The organism is Streptomyces polyasparticus, assembly GCF_014493765.1.
Lineage (GTDB): Bacteria > Actinomycetota > Actinomycetes > Streptomycetales > Streptomycetaceae > Streptomyces > Streptomyces polyasparticus.
This window is the reverse complement of the sequence record NZ_JACTVJ010000002.1, coordinates 46,141-66,767: the sequence shown is the minus strand read 5'-3', so window position 1 is coordinate 66,767 and position 20,627 is coordinate 46,141. Positions and strand designations below refer to the sequence as shown.

Here is a 20,627-nt window from a genome sequence, read left to right as displayed (position 1 = left end):
CGGCACATGGCCGTTCCCTGCTCCACCCCGCAGGGCACCAAGCCCTCCCCGGCCCGGGCGCCAGGTCATCCTCGGAGGTGTCCGGTGAAACGCTCGCTGACAAGGGCCCTGCCCCTGACGCCTGCGGTACTGCTCCTGCTCGCGTTCCTGGCGGGGCCCATCGGCTACTGCGTCTATCTCGCGTTCACCGATCTCCAGCTGACCGGTCAGGCCGAGTCCTCGTTCATCGGCTTCGACAACTTCCGTGAGGCCTTCGGCGACGAGGACTTCCTCAACGCCGTCTGGCTGACGCTGGTCTTCACGGTGCTCTCGTCCCTGATCGGCCAGAACACCCTCGGCCTCGGTCTCGCCCTGCTGATGCAGCGCGCCTCGAAGACGGTGCGCACCGTCACGGGCGGGATCGTGGTCACCGCGTGGGTGCTCCCGGAGGTCGTCGCGGGCTTTCTCCTGTACGCGTTCTTCCGCCGCGAGGGCACCCTGAACGCGATCCTCGACTTCCTCCATCTCCCGTCGCAGAACTGGATGTTCACGCTGCCGATCCTCGCGGTGTCGTTCGCGAACGTCTGGCGCGGCACGGCCTTCTCGATGCTGGTCTACTCGGCGGCGCTCAACGAGATCCCGAAAGAGGTCGTCGAATCGGCCGAGGTGGACGGCGCGGGCGGCTGGCGCCGGCTCTGGCACATCACGCTGCCCATGATCCGCCGCTCCATCGGTACCAACCTGATGCTCAACACCCTGCAGACGCTCTCCGTCTTCGGCCTGATCTGGGTGATGACCCGCGGCGGCCCGGGCGGCCGCAGCCAGACCCTGCCCCTGTACATGTACGAACAGGCCTTCCAGAACAGCATGATCGGCTACGCGACCGCGGTGGCGCTGCTCCTGCTCATCGTGGGCTCGCTCTTCTCCCTCGTATACATGCGGCTGCTGCGGACGGAGGTCTGAGATGGCGAACCGCCGGACGCAGCGCCGTCTCGCCGCCGACCTGGGGCTGCTCGTGGTGGCCGCGGCCTTCGTGCTGCCGCTCGCCTGGGTGGTGCTCTCCTCGCTCGACGCCGAGGCGAATCTGAAGGTCAAGCTGCCGGGCAGCTGGACCTTCGACAACTACGACGCCGTACTCGTCGACGAGATCACCTTCACACCGCTGCTCAACAGCCTGATCCTGTGCGGCGGGGCGACGGCGCTCACGGTCGCGTGCGCGGCCTTCGCCGCGTATCCGCTCTCGCGCTACCGCACCCGCTTCAACCGTCCCTTCCTCCTGACGATCCTCTTCGCGACCTGTCTGCCGATCACCGCGGTGATGGTCCCGGTCTATGCGCTGTTCGTGCAGATCGAGCTGATCGACACGATGCACGGGGTGATCTTCTTCTTCGCCGCGTCCCAACTCCCGTTCGCCATCTGGCTGATGAAGAACTTCATGGACGGCGTCCCCAAGGAGCTGGAGGAGGCGGCGTGGACGGACGGCGCGTCCACGCTCACCTCGATGCTCCGGATCGTGCTCCCCCTGATGGGTCCGGGGGTGGCGGTCGTGACGGTCTTCTCGTTCGTCATGATGTGGGGCAACTTCTTCGTGCCCTTCATGCTCCTGCTCGACCCCGCCCAGATGCCGGCCTCGGTGTCGATCAACGACTTCTTCGGCAACCGCGGCACGGTGGTGTACGGCCAGCTGGCCGCGTTCTCGGTCATCTACTCGACCCCGGTGATCCTGCTGTACGTGCTGATCTCGCGGCGTCTGGGCGGGGGCTTCGCGCTCGGTGGTGCGGTGAAGGGCTGACGGGGAGGCCAGGAGTGCGGGCCGCCCCTAGCTGCCCACGCTCACCGTGAACCGGCGCGGGTTGCCGTCGTGCGCCGCGCCGGAGACGTCCGGCTGGCCGTCGGGGCGTACGTCGTCGTACGGGAAGGCGTAGCCGATCGGCGCGTTGGCGTGCACGATCCGCGACCAGTGGTTGGTGGTGGCGTCCCGGTAGTAGTCGCCGGCGGTCACGCCGTTCGGCTGGTCGGGGTGCGTGAGCATGATGCTGCGGTTGAACCCCGCGGCGAGCCGCGCGAGCAGGCCCTTCTTGTCGTCGGGGTCGGAGGGGTTGTTGGTGAACGGGCCGTGGTTGCAGGTGAAGATGTCCTTCGAGCTCGGCTTGGGGAAGGCGTGGCCGCCGCCGAAGACGAGGGTGTCGCCGCTGACCCGGCCGGTGAACACCCCCCGGCCGCCCTGCAGGTCGATCCGCAGATCGGTGCCGCGGTACTTCTCCCAGACCTGGTCGATGTAGCCGTTCCACACGTCGCGGAAGGGCATCTGGTCGGGCCGGTCGAAGTAGGGGGCCATCAGGTTCTGCGGCGAGATGCAGCGCAGCACCTTGCCGCCGCCGTCCTTGATGACCAGCCGGTCCCAGGGCTGACCGTCCCGCGCGGCCTGTGCCTGGAGGTCACCGGCGATCCGTTCGACGGCGCCGTCGGGCAGCGGCGCGACGGTGTGGGTGGCGTCGCCTTCCAGGCGCAGACCGATGGGCAGCGCGGTCACCAGGTCGACATAGCTGATGTTCGCGAAGAGCTGCTGCGTGTTGAAGGTGAACTCGCAGAACGACCAGATCTTGCCGTAGTTCGCGTCGGTGGGGGTCGCGAAGGCCGGCTCGACCAGGCCGGGGCCCGGGTTGAGGAAGAAGTCCAGGGTGTCGTCACGGACGAAGTAGACGCGCGCGCCGAACATCTGAGGCAGCGTCACGACCTTCGGTGCGGCACCGGCCGGGTTCAGCGGGATGGCGCAGTCGACGGGCAGCGGTGTCTGCGGGGCGGAGGGGGACTCGGGCCGGTAGATCCCGCCGTCGGCCCGCAGCAGCACCCAGTTGCCGGTGGCCTGCTCGTGGCCGGTGACGTAGGCACGTACGGTACCGGCCAACGACTTGTTCTCCAGGGCCAGTTCAAAAGTCGCGGGTGCGGCGGCACCCGCGGTCCGGGACGGCAGGGTCAGGGAGGCTGCGGCAGCGGCGGCGCTCGCCGTGGCGCCCGCGAGGAACAGTCTGCGCGATATCACGATCGGCGCTCCTGTGGTGGGGGGTGTGGGGTGAGCCCACTGTTGCGAGCACCGGGGAAGGCGTCAAGACTTCACGCAGGGAGCGCTCCCGCCCCTCCATTTCGTTCAAGAAGTGAAGAGATAAGGCCTGACGACCTCTGGTCCGTACCTTTCCTGGTCAGGGAGTTGCGGGCGCCTGGCAGCCATGGGCCCCGGCCGAGCGTTCGGCGAAGACTTTCAGTACGGCCCGCTCCTGGGCGAGGTCTCCGGAGACGAACGCGGAACCCTTGTCCTCGTGGCGGCCCACGGCGAGCAAGGTGAAGACGGCCGTCCCGTCCGGGCACTTCGCCGTCGTCCAGCCGGACTGGTCGGCGCGCTTGCGGTTGCGGGCAGGGACATCTCCGACGGGGCGGTCCTGCGCGCCGTACGTCCGGTTCTCCTCGAACTCGAGCAGCGCGTACGGGCCGAAGGCCGCCGCGAGCTCGTAACGCCGGCTGCCGTCGGGCCCGTTCAGGAGGCACACCTCGTACGGCGCACCGTCCCGCGCCGTCTCCAGTGCGCTGCGCACCCCGCTCACCGGCTCGATGCCGGCGCAGGTGCCGTCCGCCTCGGCCAGCGGCTTGTACTCGTCCTGGCTGACGGGCAGCCGCAGGCTGCGCACCTTGCGCCCCGGCTCCGCGTCGCAGCCGCGTACGTCGGAGGCCTTGCGGGCCGTGGTCTCGGCGATCCGGGCATACGCGGGCCGGTTCGCGGGATCGTCGAGGGGGCCCGCCTCGGCGGGATCCGTCTCCACGGCCACCATCAGGCTCTTCGCGTCCCCCGCGGTGCAGCGCAGTGTGAGGGCCGTCGTCACGTCGTCGAAGTCCTCGCCGTCGACGCCGCGTGGACGCGCGCCGAACAGACCGGACCATCCGCCGCCGACCGGCACGGAAGGCGTCGCCCGCCCGGTCCCCCGGTACACGTACAGGTCGGACACGGAACTGCCGATCACGGTCTCGTCCGCCACCCGCACCTCCACCCGGCCGCCGCCCTCGACGACCACCTCGCAGCGCACCTGGTGCGCGGGGCCGTCCCACTCGCGCACGCCGACGTCCCCGTCGCCGAGCACCTCGCGGATCGCCGCCCGGTCGAGCAGGCCGTCACAGGCGGCGTCGAGCTTCGCCTCGTCGTCCCAGCGCCGGAAGTCGCCGTGCAGCCAGAGATATCCGGGGACCAGGACGGCGAGCACGACCGCTGCGCCCGCGATCCGCAGCACCAGCCGCCGCTTCACCGCCATCCCTCCACCTCTCCGAGCACCTTCGTGTCATGGCAGCGCTGCCGCTGCGGCCAGCCCGCGGGGTCGGCGAGGTACCGGTCGAGCGCTGTGCGCGCCTGCCGCGAGAACCGGGTGCGCTCGTCTTCGGTCAAGGCGCCGGATCGTCCGCCGCGGTACAGCGAGACGGTGACCTGGTGCAGTGTGCGGCCGGCCGCGCACCGGCCGCCGGCCCAGAGGGCGAGTTCCACCGGCTCGCCTTCGCGGAGCTCCTTGGTGCGCTCCCCCGCGCGGAACCCGTAACTGTCCCCGTCGCGCCCGTACTCGGCGTCCACGGACTCGCCCAGCGGATCCGTCCAGCTGGCGGCGGACACGTGGTCCACATCGCCCTGCTCCAGATCCGGTGTGTCCGCCGACGGATCCGCGCGGTCGTACACGGTCGCGTCGCAGACGCTCAGGAGCCGGGACTCCTGCAGATCGCCGGCGACGGACCAGTTGCCGGGGAACTCCTTCGCCAGGCCACGGCATTTGGCGGCGTCGAGACCCGGGATGTCGACGTCCTCGACCTCCATGTTGCCGCCGTCCGGATCGCTCGTGACCTCGGCCTCGTATGTGTCGATCACCTCGGCGGGCAGCGGGATCGCCTCGGACCCGCATTTCTGCGCCGCGGTCAGCGCGTTGGCGACCTCCACCGCGACACGGAATTCCCGCAGCGCCCGCGCCTTCGGACCGGGCTGCCGCGCGCCCGCGCCGAACCGGGTCACGGTCGCGGTCACGTACAGGGCGGAGACGGCACGGGCGCGGGTGTCGAGCCCGGCCGGGCACTCGGCGACCAGCCAGGCGGGCGTGGCCTCCCCCGCCCGCCCGGTCACGCCGGGCACTTCGAAGTCCGCGTCGCTCCCCGCGCCCGGCGCCAGCTCCGCCGACACCAGCGTCGCCGGCTCGGGCAGCCGCGAGAGCACGGGCATGGCCCGCACCTCGACACCGCCCCGGTCCGGCCAGGTCACCGAGCAGTTCAGGAGAGCGCGGCTCTCCTCTTCGGGAGTGAGCTGCGTGCCGTACGCCTCGGCCTCGCCCCGTACGTCGTCCGGGACCAGATCCCGCAGTTCCCCGTACGGCAGCAGACCGCCGCAGGCGCGCTTCAACTGGGCCCGGTTCGACGCGAGATGGCCGCCCTCCTCGTCGCCGGACGACAGCACCACCACGGCCACGCCCACGAGCAGCACCAACGCCAGGCCCGCGACCAGCGGTGCGCGCAGGCGCGCAGGCACCCGCCCCATGAGCCCTCCCCCGAGTCCCCCGCCGGCCGAAGACACAACCGGTCGATCCGAATCCGGAAACTATCAGAGCCGTAGATTCCTACGAGGAGTGATCCTGGGCGAACGCACCGTAGCCACGGGCCACGCCCGCACCTAGCGTGACCGCCGTGTCTCAGACCACTCCGCCGTTCAACGCCCTCGCCGCCCGCCGGCTGCGCGAGGCGCTCGGCATGGCGCCCGGGCATGTGGCGTACGGCATCCGCGCGAGCTACGGGCTGCCCCACATCACGCCGGACACCGTCCTCGCGTGGGAGCGCGGCATCGCCGCGCCCACCAGCAGCGAACTGACCGCCCTGGCCGGTGCGTTGTGGTGCACGCCCGGCGAACTCCTCGGCGCGGCACGGACCTTGCGCGAGCACCGCCTGGCACGCGGGCTCGCCCCGGAGGACGTGGCGCGGGCGGTGGGGCTCGACCACCGTACGTATCTGCAGATGGAGCAGGCCGACGACTGGCGCGGCAGCGAGCGCCAGTCGACCGTGCTCGCCGAGGTGCTCGGCCTGTCCCCGCGCGCCTTCGCCACGGTCACGGGCCGCGACGCCCGTCTGACGGAACTGCTCACCAGCGCGGCGACCGCGCGCTGGCAGCCGTACGTCAAACCGGTCGGCAAACTGGTCCCGGTCCCCGCCCGCCACATCGAACGCGCCCTGGAATCCCTCCACGAGGAGTACCACGGCCGCATGACGGCGACGCTCGGCTGGGGTGATTCCGGCGACACCGGCGAGGGGGCGCGGCAGTTCCTGGCCCAGGTCCTCGACCATTTCTGGTCTCGCGTCCGGGCGAATTGAGGTCGGAGGTCCCATGGGGCTCGGGTCCTTGGAGGGCTCAGCCCCTGCGGCGCTTGAGCAGATCCGAACGAAGTTCGGATGTCGGGGTCCGGGGCGCAGCCCCCCACGCGGCGGAGCCGCAAAATGTCACAGCCGGGAAGGGGCGGGGCGGGGAGAAAAGCCCGCCGCAGGCGCAACGGCCCGCACCCGAAACGCAACGGGCCCCCGGCAAAAGCCAGGGGCCCGCCGAAGCCGAGCAGCAGGCTCAGAAAACGGACTCCGCCTCGGCCATCCGGTACTCCGGAACCGTCTTCAGCTCCGACACCGCATCCGCCAGCGGCACCATGTCGATATCCGTCCCCCGCAGCGCGGTGAACTTCCCGAACTCCCCCCGGTGCGCAGCCTCCACCGCATGCCACCCGAACCGCGTCGCCAGGACACGGTCGTACGCGGTGGGCGTGCCGCCGCGCTGGACGTGGCCGAGGATCACCGGCTTGGCCTCCTTGCCGAGCCGGTGCTCCAGCTCATGGGCCAGGGCCGTACCGATGCCCTTGAAGCGCTCGTGGCCGAACTGGTCGATCTCACCGGTGCCGTAGTCCATCGAGCCGTCGATGGGATGCGCACCCTCGGCCACGCAGATCACGGCGAACTTCTTGCCGCGCGCGAAGCGTTCCTCGACCATCTTCACCAGGTCGGCGGGGTCGAACGGCCGCTCCGGCAGACAGATGCCGTGCGCACCGCCGGCCATCCCGGACTCGAGCGCGATCCAGCCCGCGTGCCGGCCCATGACCTCGACGACCATGACGCGCTGGTGCGACTCGGCGGTCGTCTTCAGGCGGTCCATCGCCTCGGTCGCAACACCCACAGCGGTGTCGAAGCCGAACGTGCGGTCCGTGGCGTTGATGTCGTTGTCGATCGTCTTCGGTACGCCGACGACGGGCATCCCGGCGTCCGACAGCATGCGCGCCGCGGTCAGCGTGCCCTCGCCGCCGATCGGGATGAGGACGTCGATACCGAGCTTCTTGGCGAGCGCGGGCGCGTTGGCGACCGCGTCCTCGAGGCGGCCCTTCTCCAGACGGGCCGAGCCGAGGATCGTGCCGCCGCGGGAGAGGATGCCGCTCACGCCGGTGAGGTCGAGGGGGCGGTAGTAGCCGTCGAGCAGCCCCTTGTAGCCGTCTTCGAAACCGATGACCTGGTCCCCGTGCGCGGCGACGGCGCGGTGCACGACCGACCGGATCACTGCGTTCAGGCCCGGGCAGTCGCCGCCTGCGGTCAGAACTCCGATACGCATCGTGCTGTGTCTCCTGGTCGCTAGTCGTACGCGTGAGCCCGGTCCGATTGTTCCACGGGCCACACAGGTGTGCCGCTTTCACCTACTCCGCCACAACCGCCGAGCAAGGGACCTTTCGGGCCCTTTGTCCCACCGCACCAGGCCCTAGGTCCGGCGGGCGCTCTATCCATCCGCGGAGGTATTGTCAAGAGGTCAAGCCCACCATAACGGGTAATTTTGCGACCTCCGTCGCGGTGGATCACCGTACGAACGCTCGTACCCATACCGCAGGCGCGAGAACGTCTGTCCGCCGACAATCAGGACAGACGAGTGAAGACGGCTGCCGGGCCGAAGAGGCCCGCGAGGCAGCGGACGACAGATGCAGTCGACAGACGCAGACGCGAAGGAACGGAGAGCACGCGTGACGCGCAGCGTGTACGTGACCGGGATCGACCGGGGCGACGGCCGGCAGGTGGTCGAGCTGGGAGTCATGGAGCTCCTGACCCGTCAGGTCGACCGGGTGGGCGTGTTCCGCCCGCTCGTCCACGACGGCCCGGACCGTCTTTTCGACCTGCTTCGGGCGCGCTACCGCCTCACCCAGGACGCGTCCAGCGTCTACGGCATGGACTACGTCGAGGCTTCCGCGCTGCAGGCCGAGAAGGGCACCGACGAACTGGTCTCGCGGATCGTCGACCGCTTCCACCAGGTGGCGCGCGAGTACGAGGTGGTCCTCGTACTCGGCACCGACTTCGCCGACACTCAGCTCCCCGACGAGCTCGCGCTCAACGCCCGGCTCGCGAACGAGTTCGGCGCGTCGGTGCTGCCCGTGGTCGGCGGCAAGAACCAGTCCGCGGAGTCCGTACGGGCCGAGGCGCGCAACGCCTACCGCGCGTACGAGGCGCTCGGCTGCGATCTGCTCGCCCTGGTGGTCAACCGGGTCGCCGCCGAGGACCGCGAGGTCATCGGCGAGCGTCTGGAGGCCCGTCTCCAGGTGCCCTGTTACGTGCTGCCCGACGAGCCGGCCCTGGCCGCGCCCACCGTCGCCCAGATCACCCACGCCCTGGACGGCAAGGTGCTGCTCGGTGACGACGCCGGACTCGCCCGCGACGCCCTGGACTTCGTGTTCGGCGGTGCCATGCTGCCCAACTTCCTCAACGCCCTGACCCCGGGCTGCCTGGTCGTCACCCCCGGCGACCGCGCCGACCTGGTGGTGGGCGCGCTCGCCGCGCACAACGCCGGTACGCCGCCGATCGCGGGCGTGCTGCTCACGCTGAACGAGCGCCCCAGCCAGGAGATCCTGCGCCTGGCCGAGCGCCTCGCGCCCGGCACCCCGGTGATCTCCGTGGCCGGCAACTCCTTCCCGACCGCTGCCGAACTCTTCGCGCTCGAAGGCAAGTTGAACGCCGCCACCCCGCGCAAGGCGGAGACCGCGCTCGGCCTCTTCGAGCGCCATGTCGACAGCGCGGAGCTGCTCAAGCGCGTCGAGGTGTCCGGCAGCGGCAAGGTCACGCCGATGATGTTCGAGCACAAGCTGATCGAGCAGGCCCGTTCGGACAAGCGCCGTGTCGTGCTGCCCGAGGGCACCGAGGACCGCGTCCTGCGCGCCGCCGACGTGCTCCTGCGCCGCGGCGTCTGCGATCTGACGCTGCTCGGCGACACCGAGGCCATCCGCAAGAAGGCCGCCGACCTCGGCATCGACCTGTCCGGCGCCCAGATCATCGACCCGGCCACCTCCGAACTGCGCGCGACGTTCGCCGAGAGTTACGCGCAGATGCGCGCCCACAAGGGCATGACGGTCGAGCTGGCCAACGACGTCGTCGTGGACGTCAACTACTTCGGCACGCTCATGGTCCAGACGGGCCTCGCGGACGGCATGGTCTCCGGTTCGGTGCACTCCACCGCGGCCACCATCCGCCCGGCCTTCGAGATCATCAAGACCAAGCCGGACGCGAAGATCGTCTCCTCGGTCTTCTTCATGTGCCTGGCCGACAAGGTCCTCGTCTACGGCGACTGCGCGGTCAACCCGGACCCGAACGCCGAGCAGCTCGCGGACATCGCGCTCCAGTCGGCCGTCACCGCCGAGCAGTTCGGCGTCGAGCCGCGGATCGCGATGCTCTCGTACTCGACGGGCACCTCCGGCAAGGGCGCCGACGTCGACAAGGTGCGCGAGGCCACCGAGCTGGCCCGGAGCCAGAACCCGGCCCTGAAGATCGAGGGCCCGATCCAGTACGACGCGGCCGTCGAGCCCTCGGTCGCGGCGACCAAGCTGCCGGGCTCCGAGGTGGCGGGCCAGGCCAGCGTGCTGATCTTCCCCGACCTCAACACCGGCAACAACACGTACAAGGCCGTGCAGCGCTCGGCCGGCGCGATCGCCGTCGGTCCTGTGCTCCAGGGTCTGCGCAAGCCGGTGAACGACCTGTCGCGCGGTGCCCTCGTGCAGGACATCGTCAATACGGTCGCCATCACGGCGATCCAGGCTCAGACCCCCGCCCCCTCCGCCTAAGCCCCCCACCAGAAAGCGCCGTTTTCGTGACTGCGACCCGCGTACTCGTCCTCAACTCCGGCTCCTCGTCGGTGAAGTACCAGCTGCTCGACATGGCCGACGCCTCGCGTCTGGCCGTCGGCCTGGTCGAGCGCATCGGTGAGGAGACCTCCCGGCTCAAGCACACCCCGCTGACCGGCGGGGGCGCCGAGGCGCGGGTCTTCGAGGGCCCGATCGCCGACCACAAGGCCGCGCTCCAGGCGGTCGCCGCCGAGCTGGCCGCGGACGGGCTCGGCCTCGACTCCCCCGAGCTGGCCGCGATCGGCCACCGCGTGGTGCACGGCGGCACCAAGTTCACCCAGCCCACCGTGGTGGACGCCGAGGTGCTCGCCGAGCTGGAGAGCCTCGTACCGCTGGCGCCGCTGCACAACCCGGCCAACGTCACCGGTATCGAGGTGGCCCGCTCGATCCGCCCCGACCTGCCCCAGGTCGCGGTGTTCGACACGGCCTTCCACTCGACGATGCCGGAGGCCGCGTACCGCTACGCGATCGACCGCGAGACGGCCGACGCGCTGTCCGTCCGCCGCTACGGCTTCCACGGCACCTCGCACGCGTACGTGTCCCGCGAGACCGCGAAGCTGCTCGGCAAGGCGCCCGAGGAGACCAACGTCATCGTCCTGCACCTGGGCAACGGCGCCTCGGCGTCCGCGGTCAGGGGCGGGGTGTGCGTGGACACGTCGATGGGGCTCACGCCACTGGAGGGGCTCGTGATGGGTACCCGCTCCGGTGACCTCGACCCGGCCGTGATCTTCCATCTGGCCCGGGTCGGCGGGAAGTCGGTCGACGAGATCGACGCGCTGCTCAACAAGAAGAGCGGTCTGCTCGGCCTGTGCGGGGACAACGACCAGCGCGAGGTCGAGCGGCGCCGCGCGGAGGGCGACGCTGCGGCGGCGCTCGCGTTCGACGTGTACATCCACCGCCTGAAGAAGTACATCGGCGCCTACACCGCGGTGCTCGGCCGGGTGGACGCGGTCGCGTTCACGGCCGGCGTCGGCGAGAACTCGACGACCGTACGAGAGGCTGCGATCAGCGGTCTCGAGGAGCTCGGTCTGGCTCTCGACGGCGAGCGCAACGCCGTGCGCGCCGACGAGCCCCGGCTGATCTCCGCCGACTACGCGCGGGTCGCGGTGGCCGTCGTACCGACCGATGAAGAGCTGGAGATCGCGACCCAGGCGTACGCGCTCGTCACGGGATGAGCGGGATGAGCGCGATGAACGGGAGGAAAGGCGGGATGCGGCAGTGACAAATGCCGGGATAAATACCGCCATCAATTCCCCTCATCTGAGCGCCAGTTCGCCCCTTTGGACTTTCCACTAGACGGAATATTCCGCGCCGAAACAAACCGATAGGATCCGCCTCATGCGCCGTTCCAAAATCGTCTGCACACTGGGCCCCGCCGTCGACTCGTATGAGCAGCTGAAGGCTCTCATCGAGGCCGGTATGAATGTGGCCCGCTTCAACTTCAGCCACGGATCCCACGCAGAGCACCAGGAGCGGTACGACCGTGTCCGCCAGGCCGCTGCCGACACCGGCAAGGCCGTGGGCGTGCTCGCCGACCTGCAGGGGCCGAAGATCCGTCTGGAGACCTTCGCCGAGGGTCCCGTCGAGCTGGTGCGCGGTGACGAGTTCACCATCACCACCGAGGACGTACCCGGCGACAAGTCGATCTGCGGTACGACCTACAAGGGTCTGCCGGGCGATGTCGCCAAGGGTGACCAGGTCCTTATCAACGACGGCAATGTCGAGCTCAAGGTCGTTTCCGTCGAGGGCCCGAAGGTCAGGACGGTCGTCATCGAGGGCGGTGTGATCTCGGACCACAAGGGCATCAACCTGCCTGGTGCCGCGGTCAATGTCCCGGCCCTTTCCGAGAAGGACGTCGAGGACCTCCGTTTCGCGCTCCGTATGGGCTGCGACATGGTCGCCCTGTCCTTCGTGCGCGACGCCAACGACGTCAAGGACGTCCACAAGGTGATGGACGAGGAGGGCCGCCGCGTCCCCGTCATCGCCAAGGTCGAGAAGCCCCAGGCCGTCAACAACATGGAGGGCGTCGTCGCGGCGTTCGACGCCGTGATGGTGGCCCGTGGCGACCTCGCCGTGGAGTACCCGCTCGAGAAGGTCCCGATGGTGCAGAAGCGCCTCGTGGAGCTCTGCCGCCGCAACGCCAAGCCGGTGATCGTCGCGACCCAGATGATGGAGTCGATGATCACCAACTCCCGCCCCACGCGCGCCGAGGCCTCCGACGTGGCCAACGCGATCCTGGACGGCGCGGACGCGGTCATGCTCTCCGCCGAGTCCTCGGTGGGCGCGTACCCGATCGAGACGGTCAAGACGATGTCCCGCATCGTCGAGGCCGCCGAGGAGGAGCTGCTCTCCAAGGGTCTGCAGCCGCTCGTGCCCGGCAAGAAGCCGCGTACGCAGGGTGGTTCGGTGGCCCGCGCGGCCGCCGAGATCGCGGAGTTCCTCGACGCGAAGTCCCTGGTCGCCTTCACACACTCCGGTGACACCGCGCGCCGACTGTCGCGCTACCGTCCCGTGCAGCCGATCCTGGCGTTCACCACCTCGCAGGACACCTGCAACCAGCTGACCCTGAGCTGGGGCGTGAACACCCAGATCGTGCAGCACGTCGACAACACCGACGACATGGTCGAGCTGGTCGACGCCGAGATGATGAAGATCAACGCCTGCAACACCGGCGACACCATCATCATCACGGCCGGTTCGCCCCCCGGTGTCCCGGGCACGACCAACATGGTCCGCGTCCACCACCTGGGCGGCGGCCGCCGCGACTGACGGCTCCGTACAGTCCCGTACACATACGTAGAGGGCGCCTTCCGCAGCTGCGGAAGGCGCCCTCTACGTATGTACGAAGTGCCTTACTTGGTGATGTAGCTCTTCAGACCCGGCACCGTCAGCGTGCCGCCGAACTGGCCGGCCTGGGTCACGGTCACGTTCGTGAAGAACGCGAACGGGACGTTCAGGGGCGGCGGGGTCTCGGGCGTGAACTCGATCGGGATCAGGCCGAAGAGGTTGCCTTCGAGCTTCTCCGTGTACATGGTCACCGTGCCGTCGCTCATCGTCGAGGTCGAACCCTTGGCGGCCTCGATGTGCGAGGTGGGACCGCCCGGCGGGGTCACCAGCTGGTGCAGGTCCTTGATGTCCACACCGTTGTCCGCGGTGAACTTGAGGACCGGCTTGACCGCACCGCTCGCCGTCTTGACGTTGACGACACCGTGGTAGTCGAGACCGCGCAGCGTGAGCAGGCTGGTCTTGAGGATCCACGGGTAGTCGGGCAGCGCCGGGATACCCGGCTCCAGGTCCGCGGCGGCGAGGGCCTTGGGGTCCTCCTCGGCGCACGGGAAGCGGGGCTTGCCGTCCTTGCCGAGCGGCAGGTCCTTGAGCGCCTCGTCCAGGGACGGTACGTCCAGGTCCTCGACCTCGGCGCCCACCTTGTCGGCGGCCTTCTCCATGTCGGCCTTGAGCTTGTCCGCGGCGTCCTGCGTGCCCTCGGTGACCTTGTCGGCCGCATCCTTGACCGGGTCGTCCGCGGGCTTCTCGGCGGCCGGCTTCTCGGCCGCGGGCTCCTCGGTCTCCTCCGCCGCAGGCTTCTCCTCGGCGGGCTCCGACGCCGACGGCGTGGGGGACGGGGTGGCCGTCTCCTCGTCGCCCGGCGTGAAGAAGTCCTTGACGTCCTCGCCGAACTCTTCGAGCTTGTCGCCGACACCCAGCGGATCGAGCGGGTTCTTGCTCTCGCTCGGGGACGGCGTCGGCTCGGCGGCCGGCTCGTCGGCCGCCTTCTGCGGGGTGGCATCCGCGGCGTCGTCGGCACCGGTCTCGCTCGCCGAAGGCGAGGGCGTCGGCGTCGGCTCCTCGGAGGGCTTCTCCTCGGGCTTCTCGGCCTCGGCGCCCGTCTCGGAGGCGGACGGGCTCGGCGTCGGCGACGCGCTCTCCTCCTGCGCCGCCTCCACGTCCTCACGGGTCACGCACGGACCCGACGAGAAGGGGATCTCACCGTCGTCGGCCATCGCGGGCTTGGGCACGAGGCTCATGCCCACGAACACGGCGGTCGGCATGGCGGCCAGGGCGAGCGCCCTGTTCGCGGGTATCTGAAGCTTCGTCAGCAATGTCTTGCGCGGAGCCGCGTGCCGCGGACCCTTTCTGACCGGCGCGGACTCGGCCCGCTCGGCCAGTCGCGTCTCGTCAGCCGGCACTGTGCCTCCCACCGTTGGTCTCCAGTGTGGTGTCCGGCTCCCCCATGGTGCCGTCCGCGTCGTCGTCCGTACGCGGACCGGGAACCGTCTCGCTCTGCTCGGCCTCGAGCTCCCCGGGCTTCTTGTCGGGCACCCACGAGATGGACAGCGCGCCGCCGACCATCGAAAGCAGGAAGCCGATCAGGAACCCGCCGAGGTTCGAGACGGGGATCGAGATCAGGGCGAGCAGAATCGCCGCGACTCCCGCGAACACCCGCACGATGTGGTGGAACCACATCGTCAGACCCAGCGTGATCAGAAGGACGCCGATGATCAGCGAACCCGCGCCGGCCGTGGTGGCCATGGACATCGTCAGGTTGCCGAGCTTCATGCTGGCGTACGGGAAGTAGGCGATCGGGATGCCGCCGAGGATCGTGAAGAAGCCCGCCCAGAACGGCCGGGAACCCCGCCAGGTGCGGAACTTCCTCCAGTAGACCTTGAGGAAGTGATCGTTCGGCCCCGGTGTCACGGCGCTCATGGGACAACAGCTCCTTGGAACCGGCAGTACGTGAAATGGTGCAAAGTCTGTGTGGCGGGCGGGAGTCGGACTCCGCGCCCGCCGGTCAGCTGCCGTGCGGAGCCGTGCGGCACCGCACCGGGCGGCCGAGTGCTAGTAGCACTCGACGCCCTTGCCGCTGCCCTTCTTGAGCTGCAGGCCGAAGCCGCTCAGCTCCAGGGTGGACGCGCTGGTCGCCCACGCGGTCTGCTTGACGTCCTCGATCACGGCGCCGTCGGCCTGCTGGGCGAAGCCGTTCGGGTCGACCTGCCGGTGCGCGCCCTCGGTGGGCTCCTTGGGCGCGGGGCCCTTGGTGGCCTTACCAGTGGCAATGCCGATGTCGATGTTCGAGAACGTGGCCTTGCTCGACTCGAGCTGCGCGATGTCGATGTAGATGTTCTCGGCGTTCACCGGCGTGCCCTTGCCACCGGCATTGAGCACCATGGTGATGTCACCGAGGACGGGGACCTTGGTGACGACGGACTGGCACATGTTGTGGATCTTCGCGTCCTTGAACGCGGAGACCGTGACCGGGTGCGGCTTGCCGTCGGCACCCATGTCGACGGTGCCGTACTGGGTCATCCCCGTACCGACGAGCTTGTCGGCCGAGACCTTGAACTGCTGGCCCGACACACTGAACGATGCCGCAAGCGCGCCCTGCGAAAGGGCGACACCTATCGCGGCAGTAGCCGCGACGCTCGGCACCATGACTACGGCGAACCGCTTCCATCTGGTTCCGCCACGAGCCACGGATTCCATGACTTTCCTCCTTCTCGGACGTACATCTCCTGACCCTGACTGCCACTGGCGCGGCTCAGCCGGGCAGGGATGGGAGAAGTGCTACGTCCTCGGGAAGGAGAGCGCCTTTATCCGGTACGCAGGAACTGCGGCGCGGAACACCGGCGATCACCCCCGAGCGACAACCACTGGCCGCGCCGGAGGCACGGCCTGTCGGACAGGCCCCACCGGTTGGCGGAGACCCCCCTGTCCTGGCCGGTGACTTGTTGTCGTCTCCGGCCGCTCGGTGGGGACCCAGGAACCCGCTTCCCGAGCTGGCTGTCGGGCGTACGTGAATGGACCGAGCGTGGCCGATCGTGGTGCATTAGGAGCTGCCGCACAAGGGGGTTCGTTACTCGCTGGTAACGGCTCCATAACCCCGCCACGACGGGCCGGCACCGGGTGGGCACACAGGGTGCATACGCCCCTGGGGACAGACCAGTTGATCGTCTGGCGAAACCGGACAGAACCACGGCTCCGCTTTACTGCGAGTAACAGCGGCCGCGATTACCAAGATTTGGTAAAGCGCGGCCGCGGTGCCTCAGTGGCGTCAAATCTTCACAGGACCGCTTACGGGTCCCTGGTTTAACGAAAGGTCAGCTACGCACCATCCGGACCATAGGGACGGACGGTGCGTACTGACGTGTAAGAACCGGTACTTGTGGGGTCAGAACAGCGCGCGGGCGAGGGCCGAGCGGGCCTTGGCCACGCGCGGGTCGTCGGCGCCGACGACCTCGAAGAGGCCGAGCAGATGCACGCGTACGGCATCGCGGTCGTCACCGAAGACCTTCTTGACGGTGTCGACGAGACGGCCGAAGGCGTCCTCGACATGACCGCCGACGAGGTCCAGGTCGGCCGCGGCGATCTGCGCCTGCGGGTCGGCCGGCTTCTCGGCCGCCTCCTGGCGCACCTGCTGCGGGTCCAACCCCTGCACACGCTGCAGGAGTTCGGCCTGCGCGAGGCCGAGCTTCGCCTCGGTGTTGGCGGGGTCGTCGTTGAGCACGTTCTTGTACGCCTGCACGGCGCCGCCCAAGTCGCCCGCGTCCAGCGCCTGTACGGCGGCTTCGAGCAGGGCGTCGTACGGGCCGGCCGGCTCGGGAGCGGCCTGCGGCGCGGCGCCGCCCTGCGCGTCCGGGTCGACCACGAGGCCGGTCAGACCGAAGCGCTCCTCGCCGACCTGGATGAGCTGGTCGAGGGTCTGGCGGATCTGGGCCTCGGGTGCGGCGCCCTGGAAAAGGGGCAGTGCCTGGCCGGCCACCACCGCGAACACCGCCGGAATCCCCTGGATCCCGAACTGCTGCATCAGCATCTGATTGGCGTCGACATCGACCTTCGCGAGCACGAAGCGGCCGTTGTACTCCAGAGTCAGCCGCTCGAGCAGGGGGCCGAGCTGCTTGCAGGGCTCACACCACTCGGCCCAGAAGTCGATCACGACGGGCACTTCGGTGGAGCGCTGGATGACGGCGCTCTCGAACGAGGCCTCGTCTACGTCGATCACCAGCTCGGCGGGCGAGACGGCACCGGTGCCGCCGCCCTGCCTGGCCGCTTCGGCGCGGGCCTGCTCCGCCTTGGCCTTGGCCTCCTGGGCCGCCTTCACCGCGGCGAGGTCGACGACTCCGCTCATGGACATGTTCCGTGGCTGCATGCGCCCATTCTCCCCCTACGGAGACCTCTCCCGTTAAGCCTTTCAGCCTTGCCGGCGTTTGAGGCGATCCGAGCGGAGCTCGGATGCGGGGGTCCGGGGGCGAAGCCCTCGGTTTCGGGAAGGGGCGGGGCGGGGAGAGAGGCCCGCCGCAGGCGCAACGGCCCGCACCCCCAGCCGCGCCGGAAGAGCAGGGCCGCGGCCCGTCCGCAGGCCCCCCGCCGGATGCGGGACGTGCAGACAGGTCACGACCGATGGGCCAGGTGCAATGGCCCGGATGGCCCGAGGAAAGGACCGGGTGCGCGGGGTCCCCACCCCACGCGTGGTTGCCGCTCGCGGTGAGAGGTTCACGTACGAGCTTTCGCTACGAGTCGTAGCGTATATCGTCTGGAGGGCTCTCGGCCCGTGATCTCCCTCACGGGGGTAAGGCGATCACGGGCCGAGCGTCCGGCACCTCCACGTACCAGCCGGTATGGTCACCGCCATGCCCGACCACACCACCGACCGCCCCGGCAGAAGCAGAACCGGCCGCCCCCGCAGCGCCGAGGCCGACGCCGCGATCCTGGGCGCCACCCGCGAGGCCCTCGTGGAGCTCGGCTGGTCCAAGCTGACGCTCGGCGACGTGGCCACCAGGGCCGGCGTCGCGAAGACCACGCTGTACCGGCGGTGGGCCGGCAAGAACGAGCTCGTCGTGGACGCCGTGGCCGAGCTCTTCGACGAGCTCGAACTCCCCGACCGCGGCAGTCTCGCCGCCGATGTCGAAGGCGTCGTGCTGCAGTTCGCCGCGCTCCTCGCGCGCCCCGAGACCCGTACCGCCCTGATGGCCGTCGTGGCCGAGTCCACCGGCGACGAGGCGCTGCGCGCACGGATCCGCAGTTCGATCGTGGACCGGCAGAAGCGCCTCGTCCTCCAGGGGCGCCAACGCGCCCAGGAGCGCGGCGAGTTGCCCCGCGAGAACGACCCCGAGACCGCGGCCCGCACCGCCGACCTCATCTTCGATGTCGTGGCGGGCGCGGTGGTCCACCGGTCCCTGGTGAGCTGCGAACCGGTGGACGCCCAGTGGGCGCACAGCTTCACCGCTCTGCTCCTGGGCGGGCTGACCGAAGCGGCGCGCACCTGAGCGGGCCTCGTCAGACCTGGTAGCGCTCCGCGTCGAACAGCGACAGGTTCGCCGCGACCCACTCCGAGGTCCGCACGAGCCCCTCGCGCAGGGACACCTCCGGCTTCCACCCGGCCCACTCCCGCGCCCGGGAGTTGTCGGAGAGCAGCCGTTCCACCTCGCTCGCCGCAGGCCGCAGCCGGGCCGGGTCGACCACGACCTCCGCCGAGGACCCCGACGCCGCGATCAGCTCGCGCGCCAGATCCCCGATCGCGATCTCGCGCCCGCAGCCCAGGTTCACCACCTCACCGACCGCCCGGTCACTGGCCCCCACCGCGAGGAACCCCCGCGCCGTGTCCGTGACGTAGGTGAAGTCACGGGTCGGCGTGAGCGAGCCCAGCTTGATCTCCCGGGCACCCGCGTGCAGTTGGGCCAGGATCGTGGGGATCACGGCGCGTGCCGACTGCCGCGGCCCGTACGTATTGAAGGGGCGGACCACGGCCACCGGCAGACCGAAGGCGTTGTGGTGCGAGAGCGCCATCATGTCCGCGCCGATCTTCGAGGCCGAGTACGGCGACTGCGGCTGCAGCGGATGGTCCTCACCGATCGGGACCGTGCGCGCCGTCCCGTACACCTCGCTGGTCGAGGTGTGGACGAGCCGCCGGACCCCGTGGTGGCGGCAGGCCTCCAGGATGTTCTCCGTACCGACGACGTTCGTCTGCACGTACGCGCCCGGGGAGTCGTAGCTGTACGGGATGCCGATCAGCGCGGCGAGATGGAACACGGTGTCGCAGCCGGCCACCGCGTCGAGCACGCGCCCGCCGTCGCGGACGTCGCCCGCGAGCATCTCGACCTCGGATCCGCCGAGGTAGCGGGCCAGGTGGCCCTTGTCCCCGTACGGCTTGTAGTGGACCAACGCCCTGACGCGGGCGCCCTGTTCGACGAGCAGGTCGACGAGCGTCGAGCCGATGAAGCCCTCCGCTCCGGTGACGAGGACGGTGCGGCCGGACCAGGAAAAGGAGTTCATCGGACGGTCTCCAGGCGAGGGAAGGGAACAGGGCGGCCGGCGAGGCGAAGCACCTCGGCGGCGAGCAGGTCGGCGGCCACGGCGTGCGGGCCGGGGTCGGCGGCGCGGCCCATCGCCGCGAGCCGTTCGGGCCGGTCGAGCAGCGGGCCGACGAGGTCGGCGAGGTGCTCGGCCGTGGTCTCGGCGTCGGGCAGCAGCAGGCCGGCGCCGGCGTCGGTGAGCACCCGGGCGTTGTGGGTCTGGTGGTCGCCGGGTGCGTGCGGGTACGGGACGAGGACGGCGGGCACACCGGTCGCGGCGAGCTCGGCGACGGTGGCGGAGCCCGCCCGGCAGACGACCAGGTCGGCGGCGGCGTAGGCGTGGTCCATCCGGTCCAGGTAGGGCACGGCACGGGCCACGGGCGAGGCGCCGAGCCGCCGCCGGGTGTCCTCCAGTGCGGCAGGGCCGGTCTTGATCAGGAGCTGGACGTCGGTCCGCGCACGCCAGAGCTCCGCCAGGCCCACGGCGGCCTCGGTGAGCCGGGCCGCGCCGAGGCTGCCGCCGTTGAAGACGATCAGGCGCGCGCACTCGCGTACCCCCATCGCGGCCCGCGCCTCGGCCCGCAGGGCCCCGCGGTCGAGCCCGGCGAGCGAGGACGCGATCGGCATCCCGACCACACGGGCCCGCTCGCCGCCCGCCAGATGGGCGCGGCTGCGGTCGAAGGCGACGGTGAGGTGCGGGGTGAGGCGGGCGGCGAACTGGTTGGCGCGCCCGGGCACGGCATTGGACTCGTGGATGACGCTCGGCAGTCCGGCGAGCTTCGCGCCGAGGATCACGGGCGCGCTGGGATAGCCGCCCATGCCGACCGCGACCTGGGCGCCCTGCGCCCGCAGGATCGAGCGGACCTGGGCGGCGGACTTCATGAGCGCGGCGGGCAGCAGGAAGCGGCGGGCGCCGAGCGAGGGGTCGAAGGGGATCATGTCGACGGTGTGCAGCCGGTGGCCCGCCCCGGGTATGAGCCGGGTCTCCAGGCCGCGGGTGGTGCCCACGAAGGAGATCAGCGCGTCGGGCACGGCACGGCGCAGGGCGTCGGCGAGCGCGAGACCGGGGTAGATATGGCCGCCGGTACCGCCCGCACCGATCACCACGGACAGGGGCGGTGTGGGTGTTGTCAGCATGCGGAGCAGGCTGCCGGGGCGGGCTAAGAAGGTT

Annotated in this window: 17 protein-coding genes; 7 read left to right on the top strand and 10 right to left on the bottom strand. The window is 70.1% G+C overall.

The genetic code is table 11. The features are described from left to right. The first annotated feature begins 6 nt into the window (after nucleotides 1-6). Nucleotides 7-942 (top strand): carbohydrate ABC transporter permease, encoded by a 936-nt coding sequence (locus H9Y04_RS02405; RefSeq protein ID WP_187811957.1) that lies wholly within the window; start codon nucleotides 7-9, stop codon nucleotides 940-942. Between the two features lies 1 nt (nucleotide 943). Beyond that, on the top strand, nucleotides 944-1,771 hold the full coding sequence (locus tag H9Y04_RS02400) for a carbohydrate ABC transporter permease (RefSeq protein WP_187811956.1): 828 nt from the start codon (nucleotides 944-946) through the stop codon (nucleotides 1,769-1,771). Nucleotides 1,772-1,798: 27 nt separating this feature from the next. Here H9Y04_RS02400 and H9Y04_RS02395 read toward each other — a convergent pair whose 3' ends face one another. The 3 genes from H9Y04_RS02395 to H9Y04_RS02385 all read right to left on the bottom strand — a co-directional run bounded on the left by H9Y04_RS02395 (nucleotide 1,799) and on the right by H9Y04_RS02385 (nucleotide 5,533). Beyond that, on the bottom strand, nucleotides 1,799-3,022 hold the full coding sequence (locus tag H9Y04_RS02395) for a glycoside hydrolase family 64 protein (RefSeq protein ID WP_187811955.1): 1,224 nt from the start codon (nucleotides 3,020-3,022) through the stop codon (nucleotides 1,799-1,801). A gap of 157 nt (nucleotides 3,023-3,179) precedes the next feature. Next, entirely contained in the window at nucleotides 3,180-4,277 is a 1,098-nt protein-coding gene (locus tag H9Y04_RS02390) for a hypothetical protein (protein ID WP_187811954.1), read from the bottom strand. Next, entirely contained in the window at nucleotides 4,268-5,533 is a 1,266-nt protein-coding gene (locus tag H9Y04_RS02385; RefSeq protein WP_187811953.1) for a hypothetical protein, read from the bottom strand. Before H9Y04_RS02385 ends, H9Y04_RS02390 begins: the two co-directional genes overlap by 10 nt. A gap of 137 nt (nucleotides 5,534-5,670) precedes the next feature. Here H9Y04_RS02385 and H9Y04_RS02380 point away from each other — a divergent pair, with 137 nt between their 5' ends. Further along, a complete protein-coding gene (locus tag H9Y04_RS02380; protein ID WP_187811952.1) occupies nucleotides 5,671-6,357 on the top strand; it encodes a helix-turn-helix domain-containing protein in 687 nt (228 codons plus the stop codon). Between the two features lie 244 nt (nucleotides 6,358-6,601). On the opposite strand, the gene H9Y04_RS02375 is transcribed toward H9Y04_RS02380, so the two are convergent. Continuing rightward, on the bottom strand, nucleotides 6,602-7,627 hold the full coding sequence (locus H9Y04_RS02375; protein WP_187811951.1) for an ATP-dependent 6-phosphofructokinase: 1,026 nt from the start codon (nucleotides 7,625-7,627) through the stop codon (nucleotides 6,602-6,604). A 400-nt stretch (nucleotides 7,628-8,027) separates the two neighbouring features. Between H9Y04_RS02375 and pta the strand changes: the two genes are divergently transcribed. From pta to pyk, 3 genes are all read left to right on the top strand, one after another. Continuing rightward, the gene (gene pta, locus H9Y04_RS02370) at nucleotides 8,028-10,109 is read left to right on the top strand and encodes a phosphate acetyltransferase (protein WP_187811950.1); all 2,082 of its coding nucleotides are present in this window, start codon (nucleotides 8,028-8,030) and stop codon (nucleotides 10,107-10,109) included. Nucleotides 10,110-10,135: 26 nt separating this feature from the next. Beyond that, nucleotides 10,136-11,344, top strand: a complete 1,209-nt coding sequence (locus tag H9Y04_RS02365; protein WP_187811949.1) for an acetate kinase — start codon at nucleotides 10,136-10,138, stop codon at nucleotides 11,342-11,344. Between the two features lie 163 nt (nucleotides 11,345-11,507). Then, nucleotides 11,508-12,938: a pyruvate kinase gene (pyk, locus tag H9Y04_RS02360; RefSeq protein ID WP_187811948.1), complete on the top strand. Its 1,431-nt coding sequence runs from the start codon at nucleotides 11,508-11,510 to the stop codon at nucleotides 12,936-12,938. A gap of 83 nt (nucleotides 12,939-13,021) precedes the next feature. On the opposite strand, the gene H9Y04_RS02355 is transcribed toward pyk, so the two are convergent. The 4 genes from H9Y04_RS02355 to H9Y04_RS02340 all read right to left on the bottom strand — a co-directional run bounded on the left by H9Y04_RS02355 (nucleotide 13,022) and on the right by H9Y04_RS02340 (nucleotide 17,313). Beyond that, nucleotides 13,022-14,356, bottom strand: coding sequence for a hypothetical protein (locus H9Y04_RS02355; RefSeq protein ID WP_187811947.1), 1,335 nt, complete (start codon nucleotides 14,354-14,356; stop codon nucleotides 13,022-13,024). Continuing rightward, nucleotides 14,346-14,873: a DUF6114 domain-containing protein gene (locus tag H9Y04_RS02350; RefSeq protein ID WP_187811946.1), complete on the bottom strand. Its 528-nt coding sequence runs from the start codon at nucleotides 14,871-14,873 to the stop codon at nucleotides 14,346-14,348. Before H9Y04_RS02350 ends, H9Y04_RS02355 begins: the two co-directional genes overlap by 11 nt. Before the next feature lie 132 nt (nucleotides 14,874-15,005). Then, nucleotides 15,006-15,650 (bottom strand): DUF6230 family protein, encoded by a 645-nt coding sequence (locus tag H9Y04_RS02345; RefSeq protein ID WP_187811945.1) that lies wholly within the window; start codon nucleotides 15,648-15,650, stop codon nucleotides 15,006-15,008. 685 nt (nucleotides 15,651-16,335) lie between these two features. After that, nucleotides 16,336-17,313: a tetratricopeptide repeat protein gene (locus tag H9Y04_RS02340; protein ID WP_187811944.1), complete on the bottom strand. Its 978-nt coding sequence runs from the start codon at nucleotides 17,311-17,313 to the stop codon at nucleotides 16,336-16,338. 481 nt (nucleotides 17,314-17,794) lie between these two features. Between H9Y04_RS02340 and H9Y04_RS02335 the strand changes: the two genes are divergently transcribed. Then, a complete protein-coding gene (locus H9Y04_RS02335; RefSeq protein ID WP_187811943.1) occupies nucleotides 17,795-18,430 on the top strand; it encodes a TetR/AcrR family transcriptional regulator in 636 nt (211 codons plus the stop codon). A 10-nt stretch (nucleotides 18,431-18,440) separates the two neighbouring features. On the opposite strand, the gene H9Y04_RS02330 is transcribed toward H9Y04_RS02335, so the two are convergent. Then, nucleotides 18,441-19,436 (bottom strand): GDP-mannose 4,6-dehydratase, encoded by a 996-nt coding sequence (locus H9Y04_RS02330; protein WP_187811942.1) that lies wholly within the window; start codon nucleotides 19,434-19,436, stop codon nucleotides 18,441-18,443. Further along, entirely contained in the window at nucleotides 19,433-20,593 is a 1,161-nt protein-coding gene (locus H9Y04_RS02325) for a UDP-N-acetylglucosamine--N-acetylmuramyl-(pentapeptide) pyrophosphoryl-undecaprenol N-acetylglucosamine transferase (protein WP_187811941.1), read from the bottom strand. The genes H9Y04_RS02330 and H9Y04_RS02325 overlap by 4 nt, the downstream gene beginning before the upstream one ends. Nucleotides 20,594-20,627 lie beyond the last annotated feature (34 nt).